General features: G+C 35.0%; 22 protein-coding genes and 1 riboswitch. Of the genes, 14 read left to right on the forward strand and 8 right to left on the reverse strand.

All coding sequences use genetic code 11. The features are described from left to right. Window positions 1-32: 32 nt before the first annotated feature. The 6 genes from JMUB898_RS02350 to JMUB898_RS02375 form a co-directional block, all read right to left on the reverse strand. A complete protein-coding gene (locus JMUB898_RS02350; protein WP_044466776.1) occupies window positions 33-647 on the reverse strand; it encodes an undecaprenyl phosphate transporter UptA in 615 nt (204 codons plus the stop codon). 117 nt (window positions 648-764) lie between these two features. Beyond that, window positions 765-1,763: a ThiF family adenylyltransferase gene (locus JMUB898_RS02355; protein WP_002444256.1), complete on the reverse strand. Its 999-nt coding sequence runs from the start codon at window positions 1,761-1,763 to the stop codon at window positions 765-767. Continuing rightward, complete coding sequence (locus JMUB898_RS02360; protein ID WP_002444254.1) at window positions 1,763-2,530, reverse strand: thiazole synthase; 768 nt, start codon at window positions 2,528-2,530, stop codon at window positions 1,763-1,765. Before JMUB898_RS02360 ends, JMUB898_RS02355 begins: the two co-directional genes overlap by 1 nt. Before the next feature lies 1 nt (window position 2,531). Then, window positions 2,532-2,732 (reverse strand): sulfur carrier protein ThiS, encoded by a 201-nt coding sequence (gene thiS / locus JMUB898_RS02365; protein WP_002444251.1) that lies wholly within the window; start codon window positions 2,730-2,732, stop codon window positions 2,532-2,534. Then, on the reverse strand, window positions 2,716-3,834 hold the full coding sequence (gene thiO / locus JMUB898_RS02370) for a glycine oxidase ThiO (RefSeq protein WP_002444249.1): 1,119 nt from the start codon (window positions 3,832-3,834) through the stop codon (window positions 2,716-2,718). The genes thiS and thiO overlap by 17 nt, the downstream gene beginning before the upstream one ends. Beyond that, window positions 3,827-4,417, reverse strand: a complete 591-nt coding sequence (locus JMUB898_RS02375) for a thiamine phosphate synthase (protein ID WP_037541808.1) — start codon at window positions 4,415-4,417, stop codon at window positions 3,827-3,829. Before JMUB898_RS02375 ends, thiO begins: the two co-directional genes overlap by 8 nt. A 79-nt stretch (window positions 4,418-4,496) precedes the next feature. After that, window positions 4,497-4,606: riboswitch (TPP riboswitch) on the reverse strand. Window positions 4,607-5,072: 466 nt separating this feature from the next. On the opposite strand from JMUB898_RS02375, the gene JMUB898_RS02380 reads away from it, so the two are divergent. The 11 genes from JMUB898_RS02380 to galU all read left to right on the forward strand — a co-directional run bounded on the left by JMUB898_RS02380 (window position 5,073) and on the right by galU (window position 17,188). Continuing rightward, complete coding sequence (locus JMUB898_RS02380) at window positions 5,073-6,338, forward strand: pyruvate MFS transporter (protein ID WP_002444245.1); 1,266 nt, start codon at window positions 5,073-5,075, stop codon at window positions 6,336-6,338. Window positions 6,339-6,485: 147 nt separating this feature from the next. Further along, window positions 6,486-6,776: a putative quinol monooxygenase gene (locus tag JMUB898_RS02385; RefSeq protein ID WP_002444243.1), complete on the forward strand. Its 291-nt coding sequence runs from the start codon at window positions 6,486-6,488 to the stop codon at window positions 6,774-6,776. Window positions 6,777-6,943: 167 nt separating this feature from the next. Next, window positions 6,944-8,872: an FUSC family protein gene (locus tag JMUB898_RS02390; protein ID WP_172594630.1), complete on the forward strand. Its 1,929-nt coding sequence runs from the start codon at window positions 6,944-6,946 to the stop codon at window positions 8,870-8,872. Between the two features lie 75 nt (window positions 8,873-8,947). Further along, window positions 8,948-9,361: a DUF2188 domain-containing protein gene (locus JMUB898_RS02395; protein WP_037541658.1), complete on the forward strand. Its 414-nt coding sequence runs from the start codon at window positions 8,948-8,950 to the stop codon at window positions 9,359-9,361. Window positions 9,362-9,513: 152 nt separating this feature from the next. Continuing rightward, complete coding sequence (locus JMUB898_RS02400) at window positions 9,514-10,212, forward strand: GTP pyrophosphokinase (RefSeq protein WP_037541657.1); 699 nt, start codon at window positions 9,514-9,516, stop codon at window positions 10,210-10,212. Window positions 10,213-10,511: 299 nt separating this feature from the next. After that, on the forward strand, window positions 10,512-11,384 hold the full coding sequence (locus JMUB898_RS02405; RefSeq protein ID WP_002444236.1) for an alpha/beta fold hydrolase: 873 nt from the start codon (window positions 10,512-10,514) through the stop codon (window positions 11,382-11,384). A 97-nt stretch (window positions 11,385-11,481) separates the two neighbouring features. Next, window positions 11,482-12,210 carry a MerR family transcriptional regulator gene (locus tag JMUB898_RS02410; RefSeq protein WP_044466777.1) on the forward strand — a complete coding sequence of 243 codons (729 nt, stop codon included), beginning with the start codon at window positions 11,482-11,484 and terminating at the stop codon, window positions 12,208-12,210. Window positions 12,211-12,351: 141 nt separating this feature from the next. After that, on the forward strand, window positions 12,352-13,032 hold the full coding sequence (locus JMUB898_RS02415; RefSeq protein ID WP_002444230.1) for a GntR family transcriptional regulator: 681 nt from the start codon (window positions 12,352-12,354) through the stop codon (window positions 13,030-13,032). 24 nt (window positions 13,033-13,056) lie between these two features. After that, window positions 13,057-14,598 carry a gluconokinase gene (gene gntK / locus JMUB898_RS02420; protein WP_002444228.1) on the forward strand — a complete coding sequence of 514 codons (1,542 nt, stop codon included), beginning with the start codon at window positions 13,057-13,059 and terminating at the stop codon, window positions 14,596-14,598. A 64-nt stretch (window positions 14,599-14,662) separates the two neighbouring features. Continuing rightward, complete coding sequence (locus JMUB898_RS02425) at window positions 14,663-16,021, forward strand: gluconate:H+ symporter (RefSeq protein WP_002444226.1); 1,359 nt, start codon at window positions 14,663-14,665, stop codon at window positions 16,019-16,021. Window positions 16,022-16,318: 297 nt separating this feature from the next. Next, window positions 16,319-17,188: a UTP--glucose-1-phosphate uridylyltransferase GalU gene (gene galU, locus JMUB898_RS02430; protein ID WP_002444225.1), complete on the forward strand. Its 870-nt coding sequence runs from the start codon at window positions 16,319-16,321 to the stop codon at window positions 17,186-17,188. Window positions 17,189-17,237: 49 nt separating this feature from the next. On the opposite strand, the gene JMUB898_RS02435 is transcribed toward galU, so the two are convergent. Next, a complete protein-coding gene (locus JMUB898_RS02435; protein ID WP_080981453.1) occupies window positions 17,238-19,181 on the reverse strand; it encodes a DUF5776 domain-containing protein in 1,944 nt (647 codons plus the stop codon). Window positions 19,182-19,611: 430 nt separating this feature from the next. Between JMUB898_RS02435 and JMUB898_RS02445 the strand changes: the two genes are divergently transcribed. After that, on the forward strand, window positions 19,612-19,803 hold the full coding sequence (locus tag JMUB898_RS02445) for a hypothetical protein (protein WP_126501896.1): 192 nt from the start codon (window positions 19,612-19,614) through the stop codon (window positions 19,801-19,803). Between the two features lie 446 nt (window positions 19,804-20,249). On the opposite strand, the gene JMUB898_RS02450 is transcribed toward JMUB898_RS02445, so the two are convergent. Further along, window positions 20,250-20,552, reverse strand: a complete 303-nt coding sequence (locus JMUB898_RS02450; RefSeq protein WP_002444219.1) for a DUF1413 domain-containing protein — start codon at window positions 20,550-20,552, stop codon at window positions 20,250-20,252. Between the two features lie 209 nt (window positions 20,553-20,761). Between JMUB898_RS02450 and JMUB898_RS02455 the strand changes: the two genes are divergently transcribed. Both JMUB898_RS02455 and JMUB898_RS02460 read left to right on the forward strand, forming a co-directional pair. Then, entirely contained in the window at window positions 20,762-21,454 is a 693-nt protein-coding gene (locus JMUB898_RS02455; protein ID WP_002444217.1) for an SDR family oxidoreductase, read from the forward strand. A 110-nt stretch (window positions 21,455-21,564) separates the two neighbouring features. Further along, window positions 21,565-22,797, forward strand: a complete 1,233-nt coding sequence (locus tag JMUB898_RS02460; protein ID WP_080981452.1) for an acetylornithine deacetylase — start codon at window positions 21,565-21,567, stop codon at window positions 22,795-22,797. Window positions 22,798-22,869: the final 72 nt, after the last annotated feature.

Raw genomic sequence — 22,869 nt, forward strand, 5'->3', positions numbered from 1 at the left:
TTAAAATAGTAATGGCATACTCAGCTTGAGTTTTATTTAACGTTTTTGCGACGCTTCATGAAGTAACGTATGACGAAATAGATAATTGCGATAATAATGATGACATACATAATACGTGAATATGTGTGAATGCCATTCATTAGTGCACTGAAGCTATCACTTAACACTCGTCCAAGTAAGATGAGTGCGAAGTTCCAAATGGTCGTACCGAGCAATGAAAGAATAGTAAATTGTACCACATTCATGCGGTTGATACCGGCTGGAATAGTGATCAGTACACGTAATACTGGAACAAAACGACATAGGAACACGGCCCATGCACCATATTTTTTAAACCAGTCGTTCGCACGCTTTAAATCTTTACTTTTTAATTTCATCCATTTTCCGTGGCGATCAACAAAGCGATATAATCTTTCTTCAGATATTAAGCGACAAATATAATATAAAATCAATAGACCGATAAACGAAGCAATTGTGGCGATAATTAATAACGTCCAAATAGATAAATGCGACTTCACGGACAATAATCCAGCAAACGTTAAGATAATCTCAGAAGGAACAACAGGTAAAACGTTCTCTAATAAGATTAAAATAAATATTGCCATGTAGCCCCATTTACTAATAAATTCTGTAATAATATGTTCCATTTAAAATTTGTTTCTCCTTTAAATCAAGCAATGGTCGAGCATCGTTTGTTTATTATAACCAATATTAACAGTAAATGCTTAAAATTAATAACGAAGATACATCAAATTCTAATGAAACTAACGTATTGATTTTAATAATGTATGATAAATACCTTGTGCTTCTTCATCACTTTGGATACCATAAGCATTCATACGGCCATCTTTAAATAGCGTAAATTCGTAGTTTTCGTATTGAATGAGTTTCGCGAATGAAGTTGATTTAATAACATTTCCTGGGAAATGATTAGCATAGTCGAAAGCGTGCTTCGGTAATCTAAATAGAAACGTTTGGCCACACATAGATTCGATTTGATTATCCTTTTTCAAGTTGAGTAGGTCATATTCTTGATTTTCACACACCGGGCAGTCTTTATTTTTCAGAATATCTATGTTCATCGCCTTATAGTTTATATCAAACGCATCAACTGTAATTAATTGTTTGGAAAAGCCTTTTCCAGCAAGATAGCGAATTGCTTCAGCGACTTCATAACTCGCTACGATTGAAATAATAGGAGGAAGTACACCATTGATAGCGCAACTTTCTCCTGTTTCTGGCATCGTTTGCATGAGACATTTCAAACAAGGGCCTTGATGATCAATACCATAAATCGTTCCTTTACTACCTACAGCTGCACCGTAGACCCACGGAATTTGATACTTATGACACACTTCATTAATTAAAAAGCGAACTTTAAAGTTATCCATACCATCGATAATCATGTCAGGTTGCACTTCACTTATAATATCTTCAATATTAGATGAATTTACCTCAACATCGTAAGCAGAGATAGCAATATTTGAATTGATTTTCTTAATTTTTTCTTTCACAGCTTGGACTTTAGAAGTGAGGTGATACGCATCTTCTTCATCATAAAGTGTTTGACGGTGTAAATTTGAAATCTCTACGATATCCATGTCAATGATGGCAATATGATTAGCGCCCATACGTGCAAGTTGATCGATAATATGAGTGCCTAACGCACCAGCACCAAAGACTAGGATGTGAGCGTTAGATAATTTTGTTTGTCCGTCTTCGCCAAACGGTTGAAAGCGTGTTTGTCGATCATAACGTGACATTATAAGAATCCTAATCCTTCAGTAGGGCTTGAAGCTTGTGCTGTATATTTCACTGGAATTCGCCCAGCTTCGTAAGACAATCTTCCAGCATTGATGCCAAGCTTCATTGCTTCAGCCATTTTGACTGGATCCTTTGCAGCAGAGATTGCTGTATTAAGGAGAATTCCATCAGCACCTAATTCCATCGCATGACAAGCATCTTTAGGAGACCCAATGCCTGCGTCTACAATCACTGGTACGTTTGCATTTTCAATAATATAGCTTAGATTGAGTGGGTTATTAATGCCACGTCCTGTACCAATAGGTGAGGCAAGTGGCATCACTGCATGTACACCGAGTGCTTCTAAACGTTTTGCTAGGACGAGGTCGTTTGAGATATATGGGCATACGATATAGCCTTTGTCTAAGAGTACTTTACATGCTTCATATGTTTCAAAAGGATCAGGAAGTAGTGTTTCGTCGTCTCCAATTACTTCTACTTTAATCATGTCGCAAACCCCAGCGTGATTTGCAATTTCTGCGATTCTAATTGCTTCTTCTGCTGTTTTAGCCCCAGCTGTATTTGGAAATGTAATAAAATCTTTTAGGTTAACATTGGCAAGTGGGTTAGGTAAGTTACGGTCATATAGATTCATACGTCGAACTGCGAAAGTTAACACATTTGTTCCTGATGCTTCAATCGCTTTTGATTGAATATCTTCATTTTCAAATTTACCAGTACCTAATAATAAGCGAGAGTGTAATTCTAAATTTCCAATTTTAAACATATTATCCGCCTCCAACGATTTCTAATAATTCTAATCGGTCATCTTCTCTGACTGTATGTTCATGGTATGCATCTTGTTTGATTAACGCTTTATTAAATTCAACGATGACGCGTGTTGGATCTAACTCGAGTGATGTGAGCACATCATGTATTGATTGTTCATGGTCGAAACTGAACGTGTCGCCATTAATGATACACTTCATAGTTATTCCTCCTTGATACGCTAAAACTTGAATAATGAGGTGGTTTGATACCTGAAATTAACCAATTTGCGATATCCCGACCAATAATAGGTGACAATAAGATACCGTTACGATAGTGTCCAGTGATCACAAATAAGCCATCATCGATTTGATCCATCATAGGCACTTCATTGTCTGTATATGGACGAACGCCTGACCATTCCTTAAGAATACGACTATGTTTAAGTTCTGGAATGCGTTCGCACGCATGATTGAATAACCAGTTTAACCCTTTCTTAGTAGTACCAACCGAATAGTTATCGAACTCGCTTGTTGCACCAATTAAGAACCGATTAGGTTGTTTTGGAACGATGTAACAACCATTCGTCATAAATAATGTTTCTGAAAGATTGAGCTCGTCATTTTCCAATAACAGAACTTCACCTTTCACGCCAATCACTTTTCTATGAAGATTGTAATTTTTAAGAAGTTGAGAGGACCAAGCGCCCCCAGCAACGATAATTTTACGTGCTTCAATAAGAGGTTGTTGGTCAGTATAAACTGAGTAATAACCATTATTTCTTTCAATAGATTGCACCTCAGTGTGATGATAGCGCGAGATGCGTCTCATGTTGAGTGACTCTAGTAATGCTTTGGTGTATGCGTTAGCGTTGATTTGGCCATCATGTGGGATATGAATCGCTGCATAAGATGGCTTCACATTTCCATTCGTTAAGTGCATGAGGTCTTCAGGTGATAATTGTTTAACACTAGGGTCGTTTTGCTTTAGAAAGTTGTATTGTCGTCGCAAGGATTCAACATCTTCTTTACTATGCGCAATTTTAATTAAACCTGAATCTTGAAACTGAATATCAATACCTGTTTCGTTCATTAATGATTCACTAAGAAGTGGGAACATTCCTCGTGATTCAATCGCTAGTTTGAATAAATCACTTTCTTCGGTGAATTCATTTTGCGCGCCTAACATCCCACCAGCTTTATATGACGCATGTTTACCTGGGACATCTCTATCTACAATAGCTACATCGTATTGCGTTGCACTTAATTGTCTTGCTATCGACATGCCGATGACACCTGAACCAATAATAAGCACATCATGCATGTTTCAACCACTTCCTTTTTAATTCTTTTATGTCCTCGAGTGACGCATTCATGAAAAATGAAATGGCACAAATTCCCGCGAACCTTTTTGTTACCTGAGCAATTGTCTGTTGAGAAATACCTCCTATGGCATAGATAGGAAAAGGGAGATTCAACACCTCTTCAATTTCGTCATTTGTCCGTGGTAATTCATTTGGATGCGACGTCGTAGGGAAGATATGACCGAAGAATACATAATCCAACCCTCTATCAATACATTGACGTACACTTTTGGCATTATGGGTCGACATGCTCACTTGTATGTCAGGATGGGTCTTTTTGTATGAAAATGCTGTTTCATCATTTTCCTTAAAATGAATGCGTTTGAGATTTAAATCTTCTAATAAAGCAATATCGCTATGAACAATGATTTTGTCTTTAGCAAACCCTTGATTCATTAAGTGAATCATCGATTGCTTTAATTCTTTTTGAGGCATTGATGTTCGAAATAATAATCCATCAATACCTTCCGCAATATCTAAGTAATGTTCTAAATCTTGAGCAGTAAGGACTTTATCGTAAGTAACCGCAATAAATATGTGTATCACCCCAAATCCACAAATAAAAAAACGCTATCTCCCTGAATTGGGAAATAGCGCTTAGATTATGTATATAAATCCTAAAACTTTCGCATCGCCACTTCCCTACGCCAGTATGAACTGGATCAGGTTCTAGGAATTATAAAGTCTATTCTTTACTCTCAGCCTTAAACAAAGGCACTTCCAGTGGATTGATATAAAATTTTATCAAAGATATGTAACCGTTTTTCTTAATGTATATATTACTATTTTTATCTATATACATCAAATGCTATTGAAAGAAAGTAAAACCTGTTGATAATGTATAAATTTGCAAAACACTTACTCATAGTGAATATTTAATAATATACTTTATGTTTTAAACGATTCATTTTCTGTAAAATTATAGTTTTGAACTTCATGAAATCATACAAGACGATCAATTTAACCAAACTCAAAAGCGAGTGGTGAAATATACGAAAAATATACATTTTTTCAAGAAATTTCGTTCAAACTATTGTAACCGTTTTCACAACATGCTATATTATAAAAAATTGTAGCGCTACAACTTACTCAAGTTGTTCTAAAAAGGGAAGTTTCAACAGACATCATAGGAAATTTCTGAAACTTAACGACATCTTAAATAGAAACAACATAATATTAAAGGAAGTAGGAAACAAATATGAAAGAAAAACGCAGTAATGTACGTTGGTATTTCGCAATAGGGTTCTTCTTCATTGGCGTTATTGCATATATGGATAGGTCTAATATCTCATATATCGCTGCTCCGATGATGAAAGATTTAGGTTTAACCAAAACACAATTCGGACTACTTGCCTCATTCTTCTCGCTAGGTTACGCATTTATGCAAGTGCCATCAGGGATGTTAGCTGAGAAGTTTGGACCACGTAAGATGATTACTATTGCACTTGTATGGTGGAGTGCTTTCACAATTTTAACGGGAATGATTAAACACCATGGATTGTTATACTTTATAAGATTCTTATTTGGCGTAGGGGAAGCTCCAATGTATCCATCTAATGCCGTATTTAACTCTTTCTGGTTTGCTAAAAATGAAAAAGGAAGAGCATCTAGTGCATTATTAGCAGGTTCTTACTTTGGTCCTGTGCTTGCGCCAATCATTACGATTGCTATCGTTAATGCGTTTAACTGGCAAGCGGTATTCTATATCTTCGGTGCGATTGGTATCGTCATGGCTATTCTTTGGGCGATTATTGCTAAAGATTTACCTGAACACCATAAGATGGTTAGTGATGCAGAGAAGAAATATATTACTGAACATCGTGATACAGTTGCGACTGAAAAGTCTTTACCACCATGGAAACGCTTCTTAAGTCACTTCAGTTTCTATGCCATTGCTTTACAATATTTTGTAGTACAATTCGTTATCGCATTATTCTTAATCTGGTTACCTACATATTTAGCCGAACAGTATCATGTAGATTTCAAAGATATGTCAATCAGCTCTCTGCCATGGTTATTCATGTTCTTTTTAATACTTTCAGCTGGAGCGATATCAGACAAGATTTTGAATTCAGGAAGTTCTCGCTTTGTAGCTCGTGGCGTAATTGCTATTGCAGGATTCGTTGTATTCTCTGTATCTATTTTCTTAGCTGTCCACACAGACAACTTATATATGACGATTATTTGGTTATCACTTTGTTTAGGTGGCGTTGGTATTTCAATGGGTATGAGTTGGGCTGCAGCTACAGATTTAGGACGTAACTTCTCAGGTACAGTCTCTGGTTGGATGAACCTATGGGGAAATATCGGCGCATTGATTAGCCCATTACTTGCCGGTATTGTCGTAGATCAACTAGGCTGGTCAATGACATTGCAATTATTAATTGTACCTGCTGTCATTGCTGCTATTTTATGGTTCTTCGTTAAGCCAGATAAGCCACTTGTTGTAGATGAAAAACATTAATTCAATTAATTTCAAAACATACTAAGATTTCCAAACCACTCGTCTTAGTATGTTTTTATTTTTTTAAAAGTTAAAAAGCATTTATAATGAATCTAACATGATTCAACCATTAATACGTTTACAATCATACTTAGGAGATGATGACGAGTGATTATTATTAATGCGAAGCTTCAAATTGATGAAAATAAACGCGACGATTATTTAGAGCTAATGAATGAACTGGTTCAAAATTCTAGGCAAGAAGAAGGAAATGTATTCTATCATCATTACGAAGATGTAAATGAAAAGAATGTCTTCGTTGTGGTTGAAAATTATAAAGATGAACATGCGGTGCAAGCACATAACGACTCTGGACATTTCCAAACATTCAGTCAACATATTGGTGACTATGTTATTAAAGAGCCAGAGATTAATGTGAGTGAAACAATCGAAAAATAAACTCATTTAGCCCAATATTGAAGATATGAGTGTTATAATTAAATAATTGAATAGATGTATCAACTACAACTATGTTTACGACGAGCGGAACAATATTAGAAACACCTCATTTGTTCCGTTCTTTTTTGTGTTTCATTTCGGGAATGCTTTAGAAAGGAAGGTAAAAAATGAATCAAATCTTGAATTCTTTGATTCGCTTTGATACGTCAAAGATTGATTATTTTAAGGGGATAAGACAAGGTCTACTTATGGTATTACCTGCATTGATAGGTTATCTATGTGGTTTCCCAAGTTTTGGGTTGCTCATTTCCACTGGTACACTCGCCCATATCTATGTCTTCAAAGGGTCTCCGCAGTCTATGCTTAGAACCGTCATCATATGTGTGCTGTCGTTTACAGTTTGTATGATATTAGGCACATTGACTGTAACACAGCCTATTTTATTTGGCTTATTACTATTAATTGTGGTTGCGGTGCCTTATTATAGTTTCAATGCACTTAAACTCGCTGGTCCATCATCGACATTCTTTTTAGTAACATTTTGTTTACCCATTAATTTGCCAGTTGCGCCTGATCAAGCGCTCATTCGTGGATTAGCCATCTTTATTGGTGGTGTGTTAGCTACAATTACTGTACTTTTAACCATCTTTTTCACAAAGGAGAAGGCCGAAGATCGAGCGATTAAAGCTGACTTTAAGACACTTCATAATTTATTACATCATTTTAACGATGCAGAACAATTTAAGAGATATGCCCGTAATGCTGTAACGGAATTTAGAACTTCTGAAAAGTTATTAATCACTTCTACATCAGGTGGGAACGGTAATTTAAGTAATAGATTCCAAAAATTGATTTTACTGCATACATCAGCACAAGGGATTTATTCAGAGCTATTAGAATTAAATGAGAAAAATATCCGACCATTACCTGAAGATTTAGTAGAAATGATGGATTATATTATTAAAAATGTAAGATACCCACAACAACTTCGACCTTGGACAAAAACAGTTGATGTGGCACCAGAATTCCAAAATCTTATGAATCATATTTTGAAAATAGATGAAATGATTCATGCCAATGAACATCACATTGAATATGAAGCGGATATTCGAAAGCCATTATATAGTAAGCGTATATATCAAAACTTAACGTTTGATTCAATCGTCTTCAGAAACGCCTTACAATATACGGTGATTATGGGGATCGCGATTTTTATAGCACTGGCATTTAATATACAGAAAGCATACTGGGTGCCATTAACAGCGCACACAGTCATGTTAAGTAATATGACTACGATTCGAACACTCGACCGTTCACTTGCTAGAGGGCTCGGAACTATAGTTGGTGCCATCGTATTGTCTGGAATACTTGCATTTAATATTAACCCAGTTGTCGCTATATTGATTATGAGTATTTCAGCACTCATGACGGAAGCATTTGTGGCATCGAACTATGCATTTGCTGTTATCTTCATTACAATCCAAGTCATTATTTTAAATGGCTTAGCATCTCAAAACTTAAGTATCGAAATTGCTTACACACGTATTATCGATGTACTTGTAGGTATTATTATTGCAGTTCTGGGCATTCTTTTCCTAGCTCGTAGAACAGCGTCATCCATGTTGCCAAGTGCAATTGCTGAACTTGTTCGTAAAGAAAGTATTCTATTTCATTATTTATTTTCCGAAAATAAACAAGAAAACAACGACCGCGATAAAGTTGAAAAATTAAATTTATCAGTAAAAATTAGCAATGTGACGCAAATGTATAACTCAGCAAATGGGGAACTATTCAGTAATAAAGAAGCAGTACGTTATTATTATCCTAGTATCTTCGCATTAGAAGAGATCAGCTTTATGTTAGAACGTGCGATGAATAATAAACATAGACAAACGATAGATGATCAACAAATGGGTGAATATCTTGTCGTATTTGAAAACATTGCTAAGCATTTCCAACTCCAAACGGACTTAAATATGAAAGAGATGAGTCATTTACCTCAATATAATTATATTCGTGCGGCACTGATGAATATCCAACGAAATTGTAGCGAACAACGTAAAGATATTACGCATAGTGAAGAAGGTGCACATTAGTTCTCGTTTGTTACTCTGTTTCAATCTTATATTTTAGTGGTAAATATTTACTAAAATAATTGAGGAGGTATGACGATGCCTTGGACAATGAATGATTATCCGCAAAGTTGGAAGAACTTTGATGAACTTGAACGTAAAAAAGCGATTGATATTGGCAATGCCATGTTGAAAGATGGCTATAAAGAAGGCGACGTAGTTCCAATTGCTACACAACAAGCTGAAAAATGGTACAAAGATGCATCTAAAGAAGAATTAGATGAATTGAAAAACAAACATATTACGGAGCATCAGAAAGATCAATCTGCGAATCCGAAACTTAATGAAGAAAATATCCATGTCTATTTTGAAGATGATGAATGGAAAGTGAAGACTGAAGATGCAAAGCAAGCGTCAGATACTTTTGAAAAGAAACAAGATGCTGTTCAACGTGCCAATGAAATTGCTGAAAACAAAAATACTAAAGTCATCGAACATAAAAAAGACGAATAAATAAGTGGAATGAATTTAAACCGTATAGGCTGCGTGCTTATACGGTTTTCGTAGTTCTATGGCAATAAAACTAAAGTATGATGGGCTAACGTTTCTCACTTAAAATTAATTTCGATATAATGAAGGTGGATAGAAAACGGAGGTCGAGAAGTATGTACGTAGAAAGAAAACCTTCATTATATGTCGAAGATTTAAGAAATGAATTTAAAAATAGTTTAACTCAATTTCAAGATAGTGATGCTGCTTTCGATACACTAGTAGGATTTGTGGAATTAGATCATTTGTATTCCTCTGCTTTAAAGGAAATTAGTACGAAACTCAGTATTTTAGACGAGAATTTTAATCATCAATATAAACATAACCCGATTCATCACATGGAAAGACGCGTTAAGGAAATGCATAGTTTAGTAAATAAACTGAACCGAAAAGGTTTAGAAGTAAGTGCTCAGAGTGCCAAAGATAATATTATGGATATTGCTGGCATTCGAGTTGTATGTAACTACCTTGATGATATTTATGTCATTGAAAAAATGTTATTAAAACAAGAAGATGTGACGTTGTTAAAGCGTAAAGATTATATTGAGCATCCTAAAGAGAATGGCTATCGCAGTTTGCATATTGTTGTATCGATTCCAGTCTTTTTAGCAGATTCTGTAGAAGTCACACCTGTAGAAATTCAAATTCGTACGATAGGTATGGATATGTGGGCAAGTTTAGAACATAAGATTCGATATAAGAATGACGCTGACACTGAAAAATATAAAGGACTACTTGAACAATGCGCAACTGATATTACAAATGTCGAAAGTAAAATGCAGCAAATACACTCTGAAATCTCAAATAAAGATTAACCTTGAGATATTAAAACGCTTTGATAAATGTTCAAAGTTTATATGATTAAAAGAAGCTCATTTGATATATTGGCAGTAGATGTCTGGATTGAAAGTGCGCTTATATCAAGCTTCTCCCAATCCTAGCCATCCTTGCCGGGGCGAGACAACGAAATTAATTTTGTTAAATTATATTTCTGTCTCGCTCCCTTTTTTGTGCTTAATTTGAATAAATATTTAATTTATTATTACAATAATTATATGAAAAGAACTTATATGATATTATAATTTTAATTGATATTAGAATAACGAGGTTTTTTATGATTAAAGAGAATTTTACAACTAAGGTTTATCCACTTAAACAATTTAAAGATGAGTATAGTGAAGTCGCATTTGCAGGCAACTCAAAATCCGATGATGTGATTGTGTTCATTCATGGGGCATTATTAACATATAAAATTATGACGATGTTTGAACCTTATTTCAGAGAATATCAATTGATATTCGTCAATTGTCCTAGTAGAGGTAAAAGTTCACAACTAGATAGAGATTCACATACACTTGATGATTATTCGGAACGTATTTATGACGTTTTAACTCAAGTCGTTGAAGAACAACACATTCAAAAATTAAGTGTAGTGGGCTATTCTATGGGTGGCATGATAGCAACGAGGTTGCTTAAATATAATACACTCCCAATCACTCATATGATTTATTTACATAGTGCTGCTAAAATCACTCCTGATGCAAGTATGTTGGCCCGTCTTTTTACAAGAAATAGTAAAAGAGATACATTAAAAGATGAAGTGAAAGCTGTAAAGAATTTGCCTCAATACATATTAGATAAAACAATCTATGCCCATAAGGAAAATGCATTAGATCTTATTCAATTTGTAGCACCAATTAAGACGATTATTACTGATATCATTTACACTATTAATACAGATTATCTACCAGATATTGATGAGATTAGACAGTTTCCTAAGATATTATTTATGTCTGGTAAAGAGGACCAAATTATTCCCTATACAGATTCGCAAGCGACACTTGAAAAGTTTAAACAACTTGGCGGAGAAACAAAAGAAATTATTTATCCTGGCATAGGACATATAGATTTTCCAAGTGTTTTGGAAACAACTTCTGAAGATCAAATAGGCGTAGTAGATCACATTAAGGATTGGATTTCAAATTAATTAAAAAAATAAGACGGTAGGGCGTCTTAAAATTGATAAAAGGTGTTGCTAGTGACGTAACGTCATTTAATAAAGTGTGATTAGGAGGTGAAAATCTATGTCAACTTATACAACAGGAGATATAGCTAAAAGATGTCATGTTTCAGTACGAACTGTTCAATATTATGATAGACAAGGAATCTTGCGACCAAGTCAGATGTCAGATGCAAATCGGCGCGTTTACACGGACGAAGAAGTTAAAAAACTTAAACTTATTATTGTACTTAAAGAATTAGGGTGCTCACTCAAAGACATCAAGTTATTATTGAGAAATGAAGAAACACTCAAAACACTTAGCTCTATGTTAAAAGTGAAAGAGGATGAACTACAACAAGACATAAGCAGAAAAGAAAATGTAGTCAAAAGAATTAAAGAAGTTCGTAAATACTTTAACAAGACATCAATTTCTCCAATTACACATTTATATGACATAGATCATATTATGAAAGAATCATTAAATTTAAAAAGTATCAGAAAGAAATTATGGCTAGCCACTGGGATAGTAGGAATCATTCAATACACTGGACTTGTTGCTTCTATTGTCACGAAAGAGAAAGAACCATTCTTATCAGTGACGCCAGTGACAATCGTATATGCGCTCGTATTAACGTATTACTACAAAAACAATGTGTCTTATTTATGCCCTAATTGCCAAAATGTATTTAATCCTAAAACTTTAGACTTTATTAAAGCACAACACACGCCTAAAACTAGAAAGCTCACATGTCCAGATTGTCATGAAACACACTTTTGTATCGAAGTTCCAAAAAATGAAGAACAATGTTAATACAAGCCCCAACGTAACTTTGCGTTGGGGTTTTTTATCGTTCGTAGTAGTCAAAACTAAAAGAAAGCGCTTGCAATTATAAATTTCGTATATTAACATACTTGTATACAAGTTAAGTCATTCGACTTTGGGGGTGGAAACATGACTTATGGTTATCCTAAAAAGTGGTTAGAAGGTTTAACAACAGGAGAATCAATTGCAGCCGAAATACGACTTGGTATTGTAAGTGGTGCAATTACTACTGACACATTACTTACAGAGAATCAAGTTGCAAAGCAATTTAATGTAAGTCGTTCTCCAGTAAGAGATGCTTTCAAATTACTTCAAACTGATCAGCTGATTCATCTTGAACGTATGGGCGCACAAGTGCTACCTTTTGGAGAACAAGAAAAGAGAGAAATGTATGACCTTCGATTAATGCTTGAATCTTTCGCATTTTCAAGGTTAAAAGACCAGGATACCCAAACAATTGCTAAAGAAATGAAGAAGCAACTAGAGATGATGAAAGTCTCTGTACAATTTGAGGATGCAGAAGCTTTTACCAAGCATGATTTTGAATTTCATGAAGTCATGATTTTCGCGTCTAATCATCAATATTTAAAGACATTTTGGAACCACTTAAAGCCAGTCATGGAATCACTCATTTTACTATCAATGAGACATCGAATGGATACAAACAAGCAAGATTTTGAACGCATCCATCGTAATCATCAAGTATTTATAGATGCGATAGAACAGTATGATTCTGAAAAACTAAGAGAAGCGTTTCACTTAAACTTCGATGACGTTGGAAAAGATATTGAAGGCTTTTGGTTACGTTAATGAAATAGAAAAGAGGGACCTATAATGAAGTACATGATTGGTGTAGATATTGGTACGACAAGTACGAAATCAGTACTTTACGATGAAAACGGAAAGTTCATAATGAAACATAATATAGGCTACGACTTACATACACCCAATGTAGATGTCTCAGAAGAGAACCCGGATGAATTATTCGATGCCGTATTAATGACTGTGAAATATATCGTTAGAGAAGCGGGTGTCTCGAAAGAAGATATTAAGTTAATTTCATTTAGTGCTCAAATGCATAGTTTAGTAGCTATGGATGCACAAAATAAGCGTTTAACAGAGAATATCACTTGGGCAGACAATCGTGCGAGTCGTTATGCAGATTTAATTGAAAATGACCACAACGGATTCGATATTTATCATCGAACTGGTACACCGTTACATCCAATGTCACCATTATCAAAAATATTTTGGATGAAACACGAACAACCTGAAATATATAATCAAACAGCAAAATTTGCGGATATTAAGACTTACATATTCTACCAATTATTTGAAAAATATATCATCGATTATTCAATGGCATCTGCGACAGGCATGTTTAACCTTGAACAATTAGATTGGGATGAAGAAGCACTAGAATTATTAGGTATTACTAGAGAACAATTACCTGAACTCGTTCCAACTACTCATATTTTAAAAGGAATGAAAAAACGTTATGCCACACTCATGGACATTGACGAAAATACACCAGTCATTGTAGGTGCAAGTGACGGTGTGCTATCAAATTTAGGGGTGAATAGCTATAAAAATGGAGAAGTAGCAGTCACTATCGGGACATCTGGTGCAATTCGTACGGTTATCGATAAACCACGTACTGATGAGAAAGGGCGTATCTTCTGCTACGTGCTTGATGAAGATCATTACGTAATTGGCGGGCCAGTGAATAACGGTGGCGTTATACTCAGATGGCTTAGAGATGAAATACTCGCTAGCGAAGTAGAAACTGCCAAACGATTAGGCGTTGACCCATATGATGTTTTAACTCAAATCGCTAGTCGAGTGAAACCGGGAGCAGAAGGGCTTATCTTCCACCCATATCTTGCCGGTGAACGTGCGCCACTATGGAATGCAGACGCAAGAGGTTCATTCTTTGGATTGACCCTTTCCCATAAAAAGGAACACATGATACGCGCAGCATTAGAGGGTGTACTTTATAACTTATACACTGTTTACCTTGCGTTAATAGAAGTGATGAACGAAACACCAAGTACGATCAAAGCGACAGGTGGTTTCGCTAAAAGTGAAATTTGGCGTCAAATGATGGCAGATATCTTTGATACAGATCTTATCGTGCCAGAAAGTTATGAAAGCTCATGCTTAGGTGCATGTGTACTTGGATTAAAAGCATTAGGCGAGATTGAGGATTTCTCAATAATTGAAGAAATGGTGGGCACAACGAACGCACATCATCCAGAAAAGGACACAGTTGCTATTTACCAGAAACTCGTAAAAATCTTTATCAACATTAGTCGCTCTATGACAGTGAATTATAGTGAAATTGCGAATTTCCAACGAGAACATATAAATGAATAATCGCAATGCCAATTAACCATATAACTTGCAACTCAGACATTAAAAGAGAAAGAAGGGGAATGTTATGTTTGGAGAAATTTGGCCACTCATAAGTGTTGTATTAGGAATTGTTATATTACTTACTTTAATTATTTTCATGAAATTAAATACCTTTATTTCGCTAATCATTACTTCAATGATTACTGCGTTACTACTTGGTATGCCACTTAATAAAATTATGGAAACCATTGAAAATGGTATGGGGAGTACATTAGGACACATTGCATTAATCTTTGGGTTAGGTGCGATTCTAGGTAAACTGCTTGCCGATGGCGGTGGTGCAACACGAATTGCTGACACGCTGATTGCAAAGTTTGGACAGAAACACGTGCAATGGGCAATGCTTATTGCTGCCTTTATCGTCGGTATTGCATTGTTCTTTGAAGTGGGATTAGTATTACTTATTCCGCTTGTATTCACAGTAGCTAAACGCGCGAATGTTTCAATCTTGAAACTTGGACTACCAATGGTAACAGCCTTATCAGTGACACATGGTTTCTTACCACCACACCCAGGGCCAGTGGTTATCGCTAAAGAACTTAAAGCAAATATTGGTGAAGTCTTACTTTATGGTATGATCATTGCTATCCCAGTTACACTGATTGCAGGTCCTTTCTTTAACCGCATGGCTCAGAAGATGATACCAAGTGCTTATACGCGTGAAGGTGACATTTCATCTCTTGGCACACAAAAAGAATTCAAAGAAGAAGAAATGCCAAGTTTCGGCATCAGCTTATTAACAGCTATTTTACCAGTGATCCTTATGCTTATTTCAACTATCGTTCAACTTGTCACAGGTCATGAAAAGCCAACAAACTGGTTTGAACAAGTGATTTACCTCATTGGTACAGCTGGAACAGCAATGTTAATCGCAGTTATCTTTGCTATCTTTACAATGGGTATTATGAGACATCATAAAATGGAAGACATCATGTCCTCAGTAACCAATGCTATTTATCCAATAGGCATGATGCTCCTTATCATTGGCGGTGGCGGTACATTCAAACAAGTACTTATTGATGGCGGCGTTGGTGATACAATCGCTAAAATGTTCGAAGGTTCACACATGTCACCTATATTACTTGCTTGGATTGTTGCAGCAGTGTTGCGTATTGCACTTGGTTCAGCAACAGTTGCAGCCGTTTCAACTACAGGTATCGTATTACCATTACTCCATCATTCAGATGTGAACGTCGCACTTGTCGTACTCGCTATCGGTGCAGGTAGTGTCATCTTATCTCATGTGAATGACGCAGGCTTCTGGATGTTTAGAGAATACTTTGGCCTTACGATTAAAGAAACCTTCTTAACATGGTCATTATTAGAAACTATTATTTCAGTATCAGGCATTATCTTTATCCTATTTATTAGTTTATTTGTATAAAAACAAGTCGAGGTCGGGACAAAAGTGTTTAGGATTTGAGCAGAACCGAACGATGAGCAAAATTGTTTCTCAAGTTTTGTCGAATTGTGTGTGTTACTGCCGAAAATCCTGCTTTTGGGACGCCGTTAATTGGTTTCCCAGAGCACAAACTATAAAGGTCCCGACCTCGTGTTTTTATATGTTAAATTTCAATATTCTCATTTATTAAACACCACTACAATTACTATGAAAGCATTTTAAATAATGATAAACTTTACAATGAATGCGATACATAACATTGATAAAGGGGTTTGAATATTGAGACAAATTAAAAAAGCAATCATACCTGCTGCTGGGTTAGGTACACGTTTCTTACCAGCAACGAAGGCAATGCCTAAAGAAATGCTTCCAATTTTAGATAAACCAACAATTCAGTACATAGTGGAAGAAGCATCTCGTGCAGGCATCGAGGATATTATTATCGTTACAGGTAAACATAAACGTGCAATCGAAGACCATTTTGACAATCAAAAAGAACTAGAAATGGTACTTGAAGAAAAAGGTAAAACTGAATTACTAGAAAAAGTACAATATTCAACAGAATTAGCTAATATTTTTTATGTACGTCAAAAAGAACAAAAAGGTTTAGGACATGCAATATACTCAGCACGTCAATTTATTGGTGATGAACCATTTGCGGTTCTTCTAGGTGACGATATTGTTGAATCCGACACACCTGCGATTAAACAGTTAATGGAAGTTTATGAAGAAACTGGCAACTCTGTTATTGGTGTCCAAGAAGTCCCTGAATCTGACACGCATAGATATGGTATTATAGACCCACTTTCAAAAGAAGGGCGACGTTACGAAGTTAAAAAGTTTGTGGAGAAACCTAAACAAGGTACTGCACCATCTAACTTAGCAATTATGGGACGCTATGTATTAACACCTGAAATATTTGATTATCTTAAAACACAGAAAAAAGGCGCAGGTAATGAAATTCAACTCACTGATGCCATCGAACGTATGAACAATGATCATCAAGTATTTGCATATGACTTTATCGGCAACCGTTACGATGTTGGTGAGAAATTAGGCTTTGTCAAAACAACTATAGAATACGCACTCAAAGATGAGAGTATGAAAGATGAACTGAAACGTTTCTTAAAAGAACTAGATAATAAATAAAGTAAAGAGGCACGCAGAAAATTAACATTCTGCGTGCCTTTGTTATGCGTTAATTTAAAACTTCAACAAAATTAATGTTAGCAGTAATGTAGTAGCCGTCTACTGTTTTTAATCTTGGAGTAAAGTTTTTTGTATAATCAATATCAATAATATTTAATTCTTCATTAGGTTGCATCGTTCGAATCGGTTCATTTTTGAAGGTAACATCAGTATATAGTTTACACTTCTTCAATATTCTAATTCTTTTAGGAATAGTAGAAACGTATCCATCTTTCTTTTGTAATTCGGTAGGATTTACGAAATTTACATTAGCAGTAATAAAATGATTATCTTTTGTAATTAATCTTGGTGTCCCTTTAGATGTTTGACCCATTCCAGAAATAGCAACCAAACTACCTTTACTAATTGAATTAAATTCCTCTTTGAAATCTGCATCCATATAACTTTTTATAGATTTTGTAGTAATGACATAATTAGGTGCCTCGCTTAAATATTTATTTACTTTCGTTTCTTTAGTAGACGTATTGGAACCTTTAGTGTCTTTAGATTCTTTATTTTGACTATTTACAAATTCTAATTTAAAGTTTTGACGTTTTAAATTTACTTTGTCGTTGAAGTTTGGATAAGTAGCAAAAACGAGTGCTGATTTATGATGATTAAATTGAACTGCAATATTAAAGTCGTATTTATAAAAGTTAATGTCCTCAGACTTTATATAAATGTAGTTGTCCTTAAGTTCATAATTAATTTTCTTAGAATATCTTTCATCATGAATTTTTATTAATTCTACATATTCAATTTCTACATCAGCTTTAGTGAACAATTCAATAACTTCATAAAACGTATTATCTATCATTTCTGTTCCTTTATAAACTGGTATACATTCTTCTTGAAGTTGAATTAAATGATTGAATTTATCAGGATACTTTAGATAAACATTCTTATCTTTAATATATTTTTGTTTACTGGAATCATAAATCATATAATGAATATATTCTTGTAATGCTTTTTTATCTGAATGAAAAAGTTGGTAGATATTCTTGTATTTATCTGTAATGAGTAAATCTTCTATATTAAACCCAGCTTCTTTAATAATAGTTTCCACTTTAGAAAATTGATTAAAGAAGAATGCTTTATCCTCAGATTTTAAGAATGTTTTAGACACTAGAAAACGTTGCATGTAGTCTATCTCAACGATACGACTTAAAATTCCTTCCATAGCTATTTTGGGAATTTCCAAATTGACTATTTGACGAAGTACTTCTAAATTGATTTTAGATTTTTCAATAACATCTGTAGATTTTACTAGTGAAACATTGTCTGTATATCTATTGATATGATACACGGCTGAAGTAGTCATTGATGCACTTTTACTCTTACTTATTAACTCCGCAAAGAATAATTTATCTTCTCCAAATTTCATATGTTGAAATTTAATATCATTATCTATTACTGTAGAGCGCTTGAATATCTTTCCTGGTGGACCTACAGCTCGGAATACTTTGTTGATTTCATAAGGAACTAAACCATTAGCTTCTTGGAAGGAAGCAAAACGAGCTAGTTTAGAAATCGTGTTATCCGTATGCTTAAAGCATTGACCAAAGCCAAAGTCGGCCTCATGTTCAACCATCTGTAAGACTAACTTTGGAAATCCTTTACTGTCTAACCAGTCGTCGGCATCCAATAATGCAATATACTCTCCATTTGCAACCTCGATACCCACATTACGAGGTTGAGATGGACTGCCTGAATTTTCTTCTAATTGAACACACTTAATGAAATCATATTTCTTCTCGTAATACTGCAGAATCTCATATGAACGATCTGAAGAAAGATCATCTACAAATATAGCTTCAATCTGAGTATGATCCATTTCTAAATCAACTAAAGATTGCACACATCTCTCTATAAACGGTTCCTTATTATAAACAGGAACAACAATTGAAATTAATTTATTAATTTTAATCTCCCCTAAAAAGCAAAAATGTAATATAAAACAATTTTAGAATTACAAAATAGTTATACACTATAAATAGGTATTTTACAAGAGCTATAATTAGTGAAAGAATAAAAGCGTGCTAAATATTAATTTCTTAAAACTAGAAATTATCGCTAATGAATATAAGATTTTATGCCGAATGGTAATAGTGTAGTAACAATGAATTTATCTTTAGAAACACCAATACGTGATGATATTTATAGATACATTACCTGATAAAACTTAACTATATATTAAGTAAGTACCGATAAAGCTAGATATCCATGATATATTATTAGCTCTATTGGTGCTTTTTAACTAAAATTTACATTAATATAAATAAGTGATGATTTTGTGAAAAGTATCACAAAATACTTTTAATTTACATGAAAAGGTGTAGTATATGAATTGTAAGGAATAAGAAATAAATTTTGGAGTGATGACTATGAGAAATATAATTGAGGATTTAATATTCTCAGATGCAAGTAGTTATGACATTTATATACACACTGGCGTAAATCAAGGTCTTATTGGAGATCTTAAAGATGGTTATTTAACAATTGACTCAATCCCTTATGTTGACGCCGAAAGATTATATTATTATAGTCTCGAACGTAAATCCCTTGTTACTAGTTAACCTAAGCTATTGATAACTCCCGAAAATGATGAAAACGCGCCTTGCTCTCAAAGAGTAATTGAGGGCAAACATACTCTATATACCCCTAAAATCTAGAATAATGTGTTTGAAGACCACATCTTACTTCCCCGTGAGATGTGGTTTTCATTATGCTTTGTTATTCAATTGAATTTAGATATACAAGGACTTCTACAAATCGAACAAAAAATAAGGTCATCCGACTCCTGTGGGAACAGGACAAGTCGACAACTTGCATAGCAAGGTTGAGACTGTCCCCACGGAAAGCGTGATGACCTAAAAAATGTTTCATCGAAAACCGTTGCGTGACGCTTGGCGGAGAAGGAAGTGAGAGTGACTACAGGCACGAACCTTACTCGCAAAAAAGCGTCGCAACTAGGTTGAGAGATGTTCATCGAATAATTGAATATACTTTTCTAGCATTTAAACTATTGAACTATTCGACCTCTTGGGTTTTCTTTTTTATCATTTTGTTTAAAGTTCTTTTTAATGCCATTGTATGCATATGTGATATTGAATAGCTTATTCTTCGCAGCATCTCTACTCGCAAATGGTAATCTCACATCACTCATTTTCTCAACTGCGCTTCTAAAAGCCTTTTCCTCTTTTTGTCTTTCTTTCAAAGACATATTTAACCATTCTTCTTCAGTAAACAAATCTTCAAAATGAAATTCAAATGCAGTACGATGCTTCATTTCTCTTAATTCTAAAACACGATCATGATAAGACATCTCTTACATTACCTCCCTCTATCTTCTTCATATATATGCCCATATATGTAAGTTACATATCTACTTTATAATGATTATTAAGAACATACAATGAAATTATAACACTTTTTAATATAGGTAATCACTTCAATTTTCTAAAGTAACGAAAAGCGTTAAGATGAACTTAACTACGTTGAAATTCATTTTCAGAAATAAAGGAGTCGAACAAAATGGTAGAGTTAAAAGATAAAATAGCAGTGATTACAGGTGCAGGTAGTGGCATAGGTGAAGCCATCGCGAAGGCCTTAAGCAATAACGGGGTAAGCGTTGCACTTGCCGGACGTAATGAAGATAAATTACAAGCTGTTGCACAACAACTTAACGTCGACACCAAGGTGATTCCAACCGACGTAACGAAAAAAGATAGTGTGGATCAAATGCTACAAGTAGTGAAAGGGCACTTTGGCAAAGTCGATATCGTGGTAAATAGCGCTGGTCAAAGCTTATCTTCAAAGATTACAGATTATGATGTCGAACAGTGGGATACGATGATAGATGTCAATGTGAAAGGTACACTTTATGTGTTACAAGCAGCCTTACCGTACTTATTAAATCAATCAAGTGGACATATTATAAACATTGCTTCAATTTCAGGATTTGAAGTTACAAAATCAAATGCAGTTTATAGTGCAACTAAAGCAGCCATCCATACAATTACTCAAGCTCTTGAAAAAGAACTCGCTCGTACAGGTGTCAAAGTGACAAGCATTTCACCAGGTATGGTTGAATCCCCAATGACAGAACATATGGATTTCGGCGACCGTAAGAAATTAGAAACACGAGATATTGCTGAAGCAGTAGTGTATACATTGACGCAACCAAGTCATGTAAATGTCAATGAAGTAACGGTTAGACCTGTTTAAGAAAAATGGACACAAGGTCAGAAGCGAAAAATCACAATAGAAAAGATAATGTTAAACTTGAATTGTAAACGTTTAGATTCATTTATTTTACATAAAGGATGGGATTTGAATTGAATAATCGTCAATTTGAGATTTTAGATATGCTTGTTGGATTTAATACTGAAAGTCCTCCAGGTCGTAACACGGATCCACTTCAAGATGAAATTGAATCTTTATTGAGAGATTTAGGGTTTTCAATTCAACGTGAACATTTGTATGACAATGATAGTGTGATTGTTGCGACGTTGAAAGGTGAAGATTCAAACGCACCGAAGTTGATTCTCAATGGTCATGTAGATGTAGCTTCAGTTGATGATGATCAGTATTGGCAGTATCCTCCTTTTCAATTAACGGAAGTGGGTGGCTGGTTATATGGCAGAGGCGTGAGTGATATGAAAGGCGGCATGTCATCATTATTCTATGTTCTAGAAAGGTTAAAACAAGAAGGCCGACGACCTAAAGGTGACATTATCGTACAATCAGTGGTCGGTGAAGAAGTTGGCGAGGCAGGGACCAAACGTGCATGTGAAATAGGTCCTAGAGGCGACTTGGCATTGGTTCTGGATACAAGTGAAAATCAAGCGCTAGGCCAAGGTGGCGTGATTACTGGTTGGATTACAGTGAAAAGTAAAAATACGTTACACGATGGCGCACGTAGTCAGACGATTCATGCGGGCGGTGGATTATTTGGTGCCAGTGCTATTGAAAAAATGATGAAAGTGATCCAAGCGTTAAACGAACTTGAACGTCATTGGGCTGTGATGAAAGAAAGTCCAGGTATGCCTCCAGGTGCGAATACGATTAATCCAGCAGTGATTGAAGGTGGTCGTCATCCAGCATTTATCGCTGATGAATGTCGTTTATGGATTACGGTTCATTATTTACCTTACGAGCGATATGAAGATGTTGTTAAAGAAATAGAAGATTACTTAAATCGCGTGGCAGAAGCGGATATTTGGTTGAGAGAGAATCCACTTGAGTTTGAGTGGGGTGGAGAATCTATGATTGAAGATAAAGGAGAGATCTTCCCAAGCTTTACAGTGCCGGTAGAACATCCAGGCTTTAAACAGTTAGAGATTGCGCATCAACACGTTCATGGTCGTTCATTACAACATGGCATGAGTACGACAGTTACTGATGGCGGTTGGATTGCTCATTTTGATATTCCTACTATATTATATGGTCCAGGTAGTCTAGAAGAGGCGCATAGCGTTGATGAAAAGATTGAAAAAAGTGAATTAGAACAGTATAGCAATGTATTATATGAGTTTCTGAAACATTGGTATGAAACACCTAGTAAATGAGAAAACTATTATTTATGAAGAGAGCGGGATAGAAAATAATTTTGTTAAATTATATTTCTATCCCGCTCTCGC

It is taken from the genome of Staphylococcus caprae (genome assembly GCF_003966625.1).
Taxonomy (GTDB): domain Bacteria; phylum Bacillota; class Bacilli; order Staphylococcales; family Staphylococcaceae; genus Staphylococcus; species Staphylococcus caprae.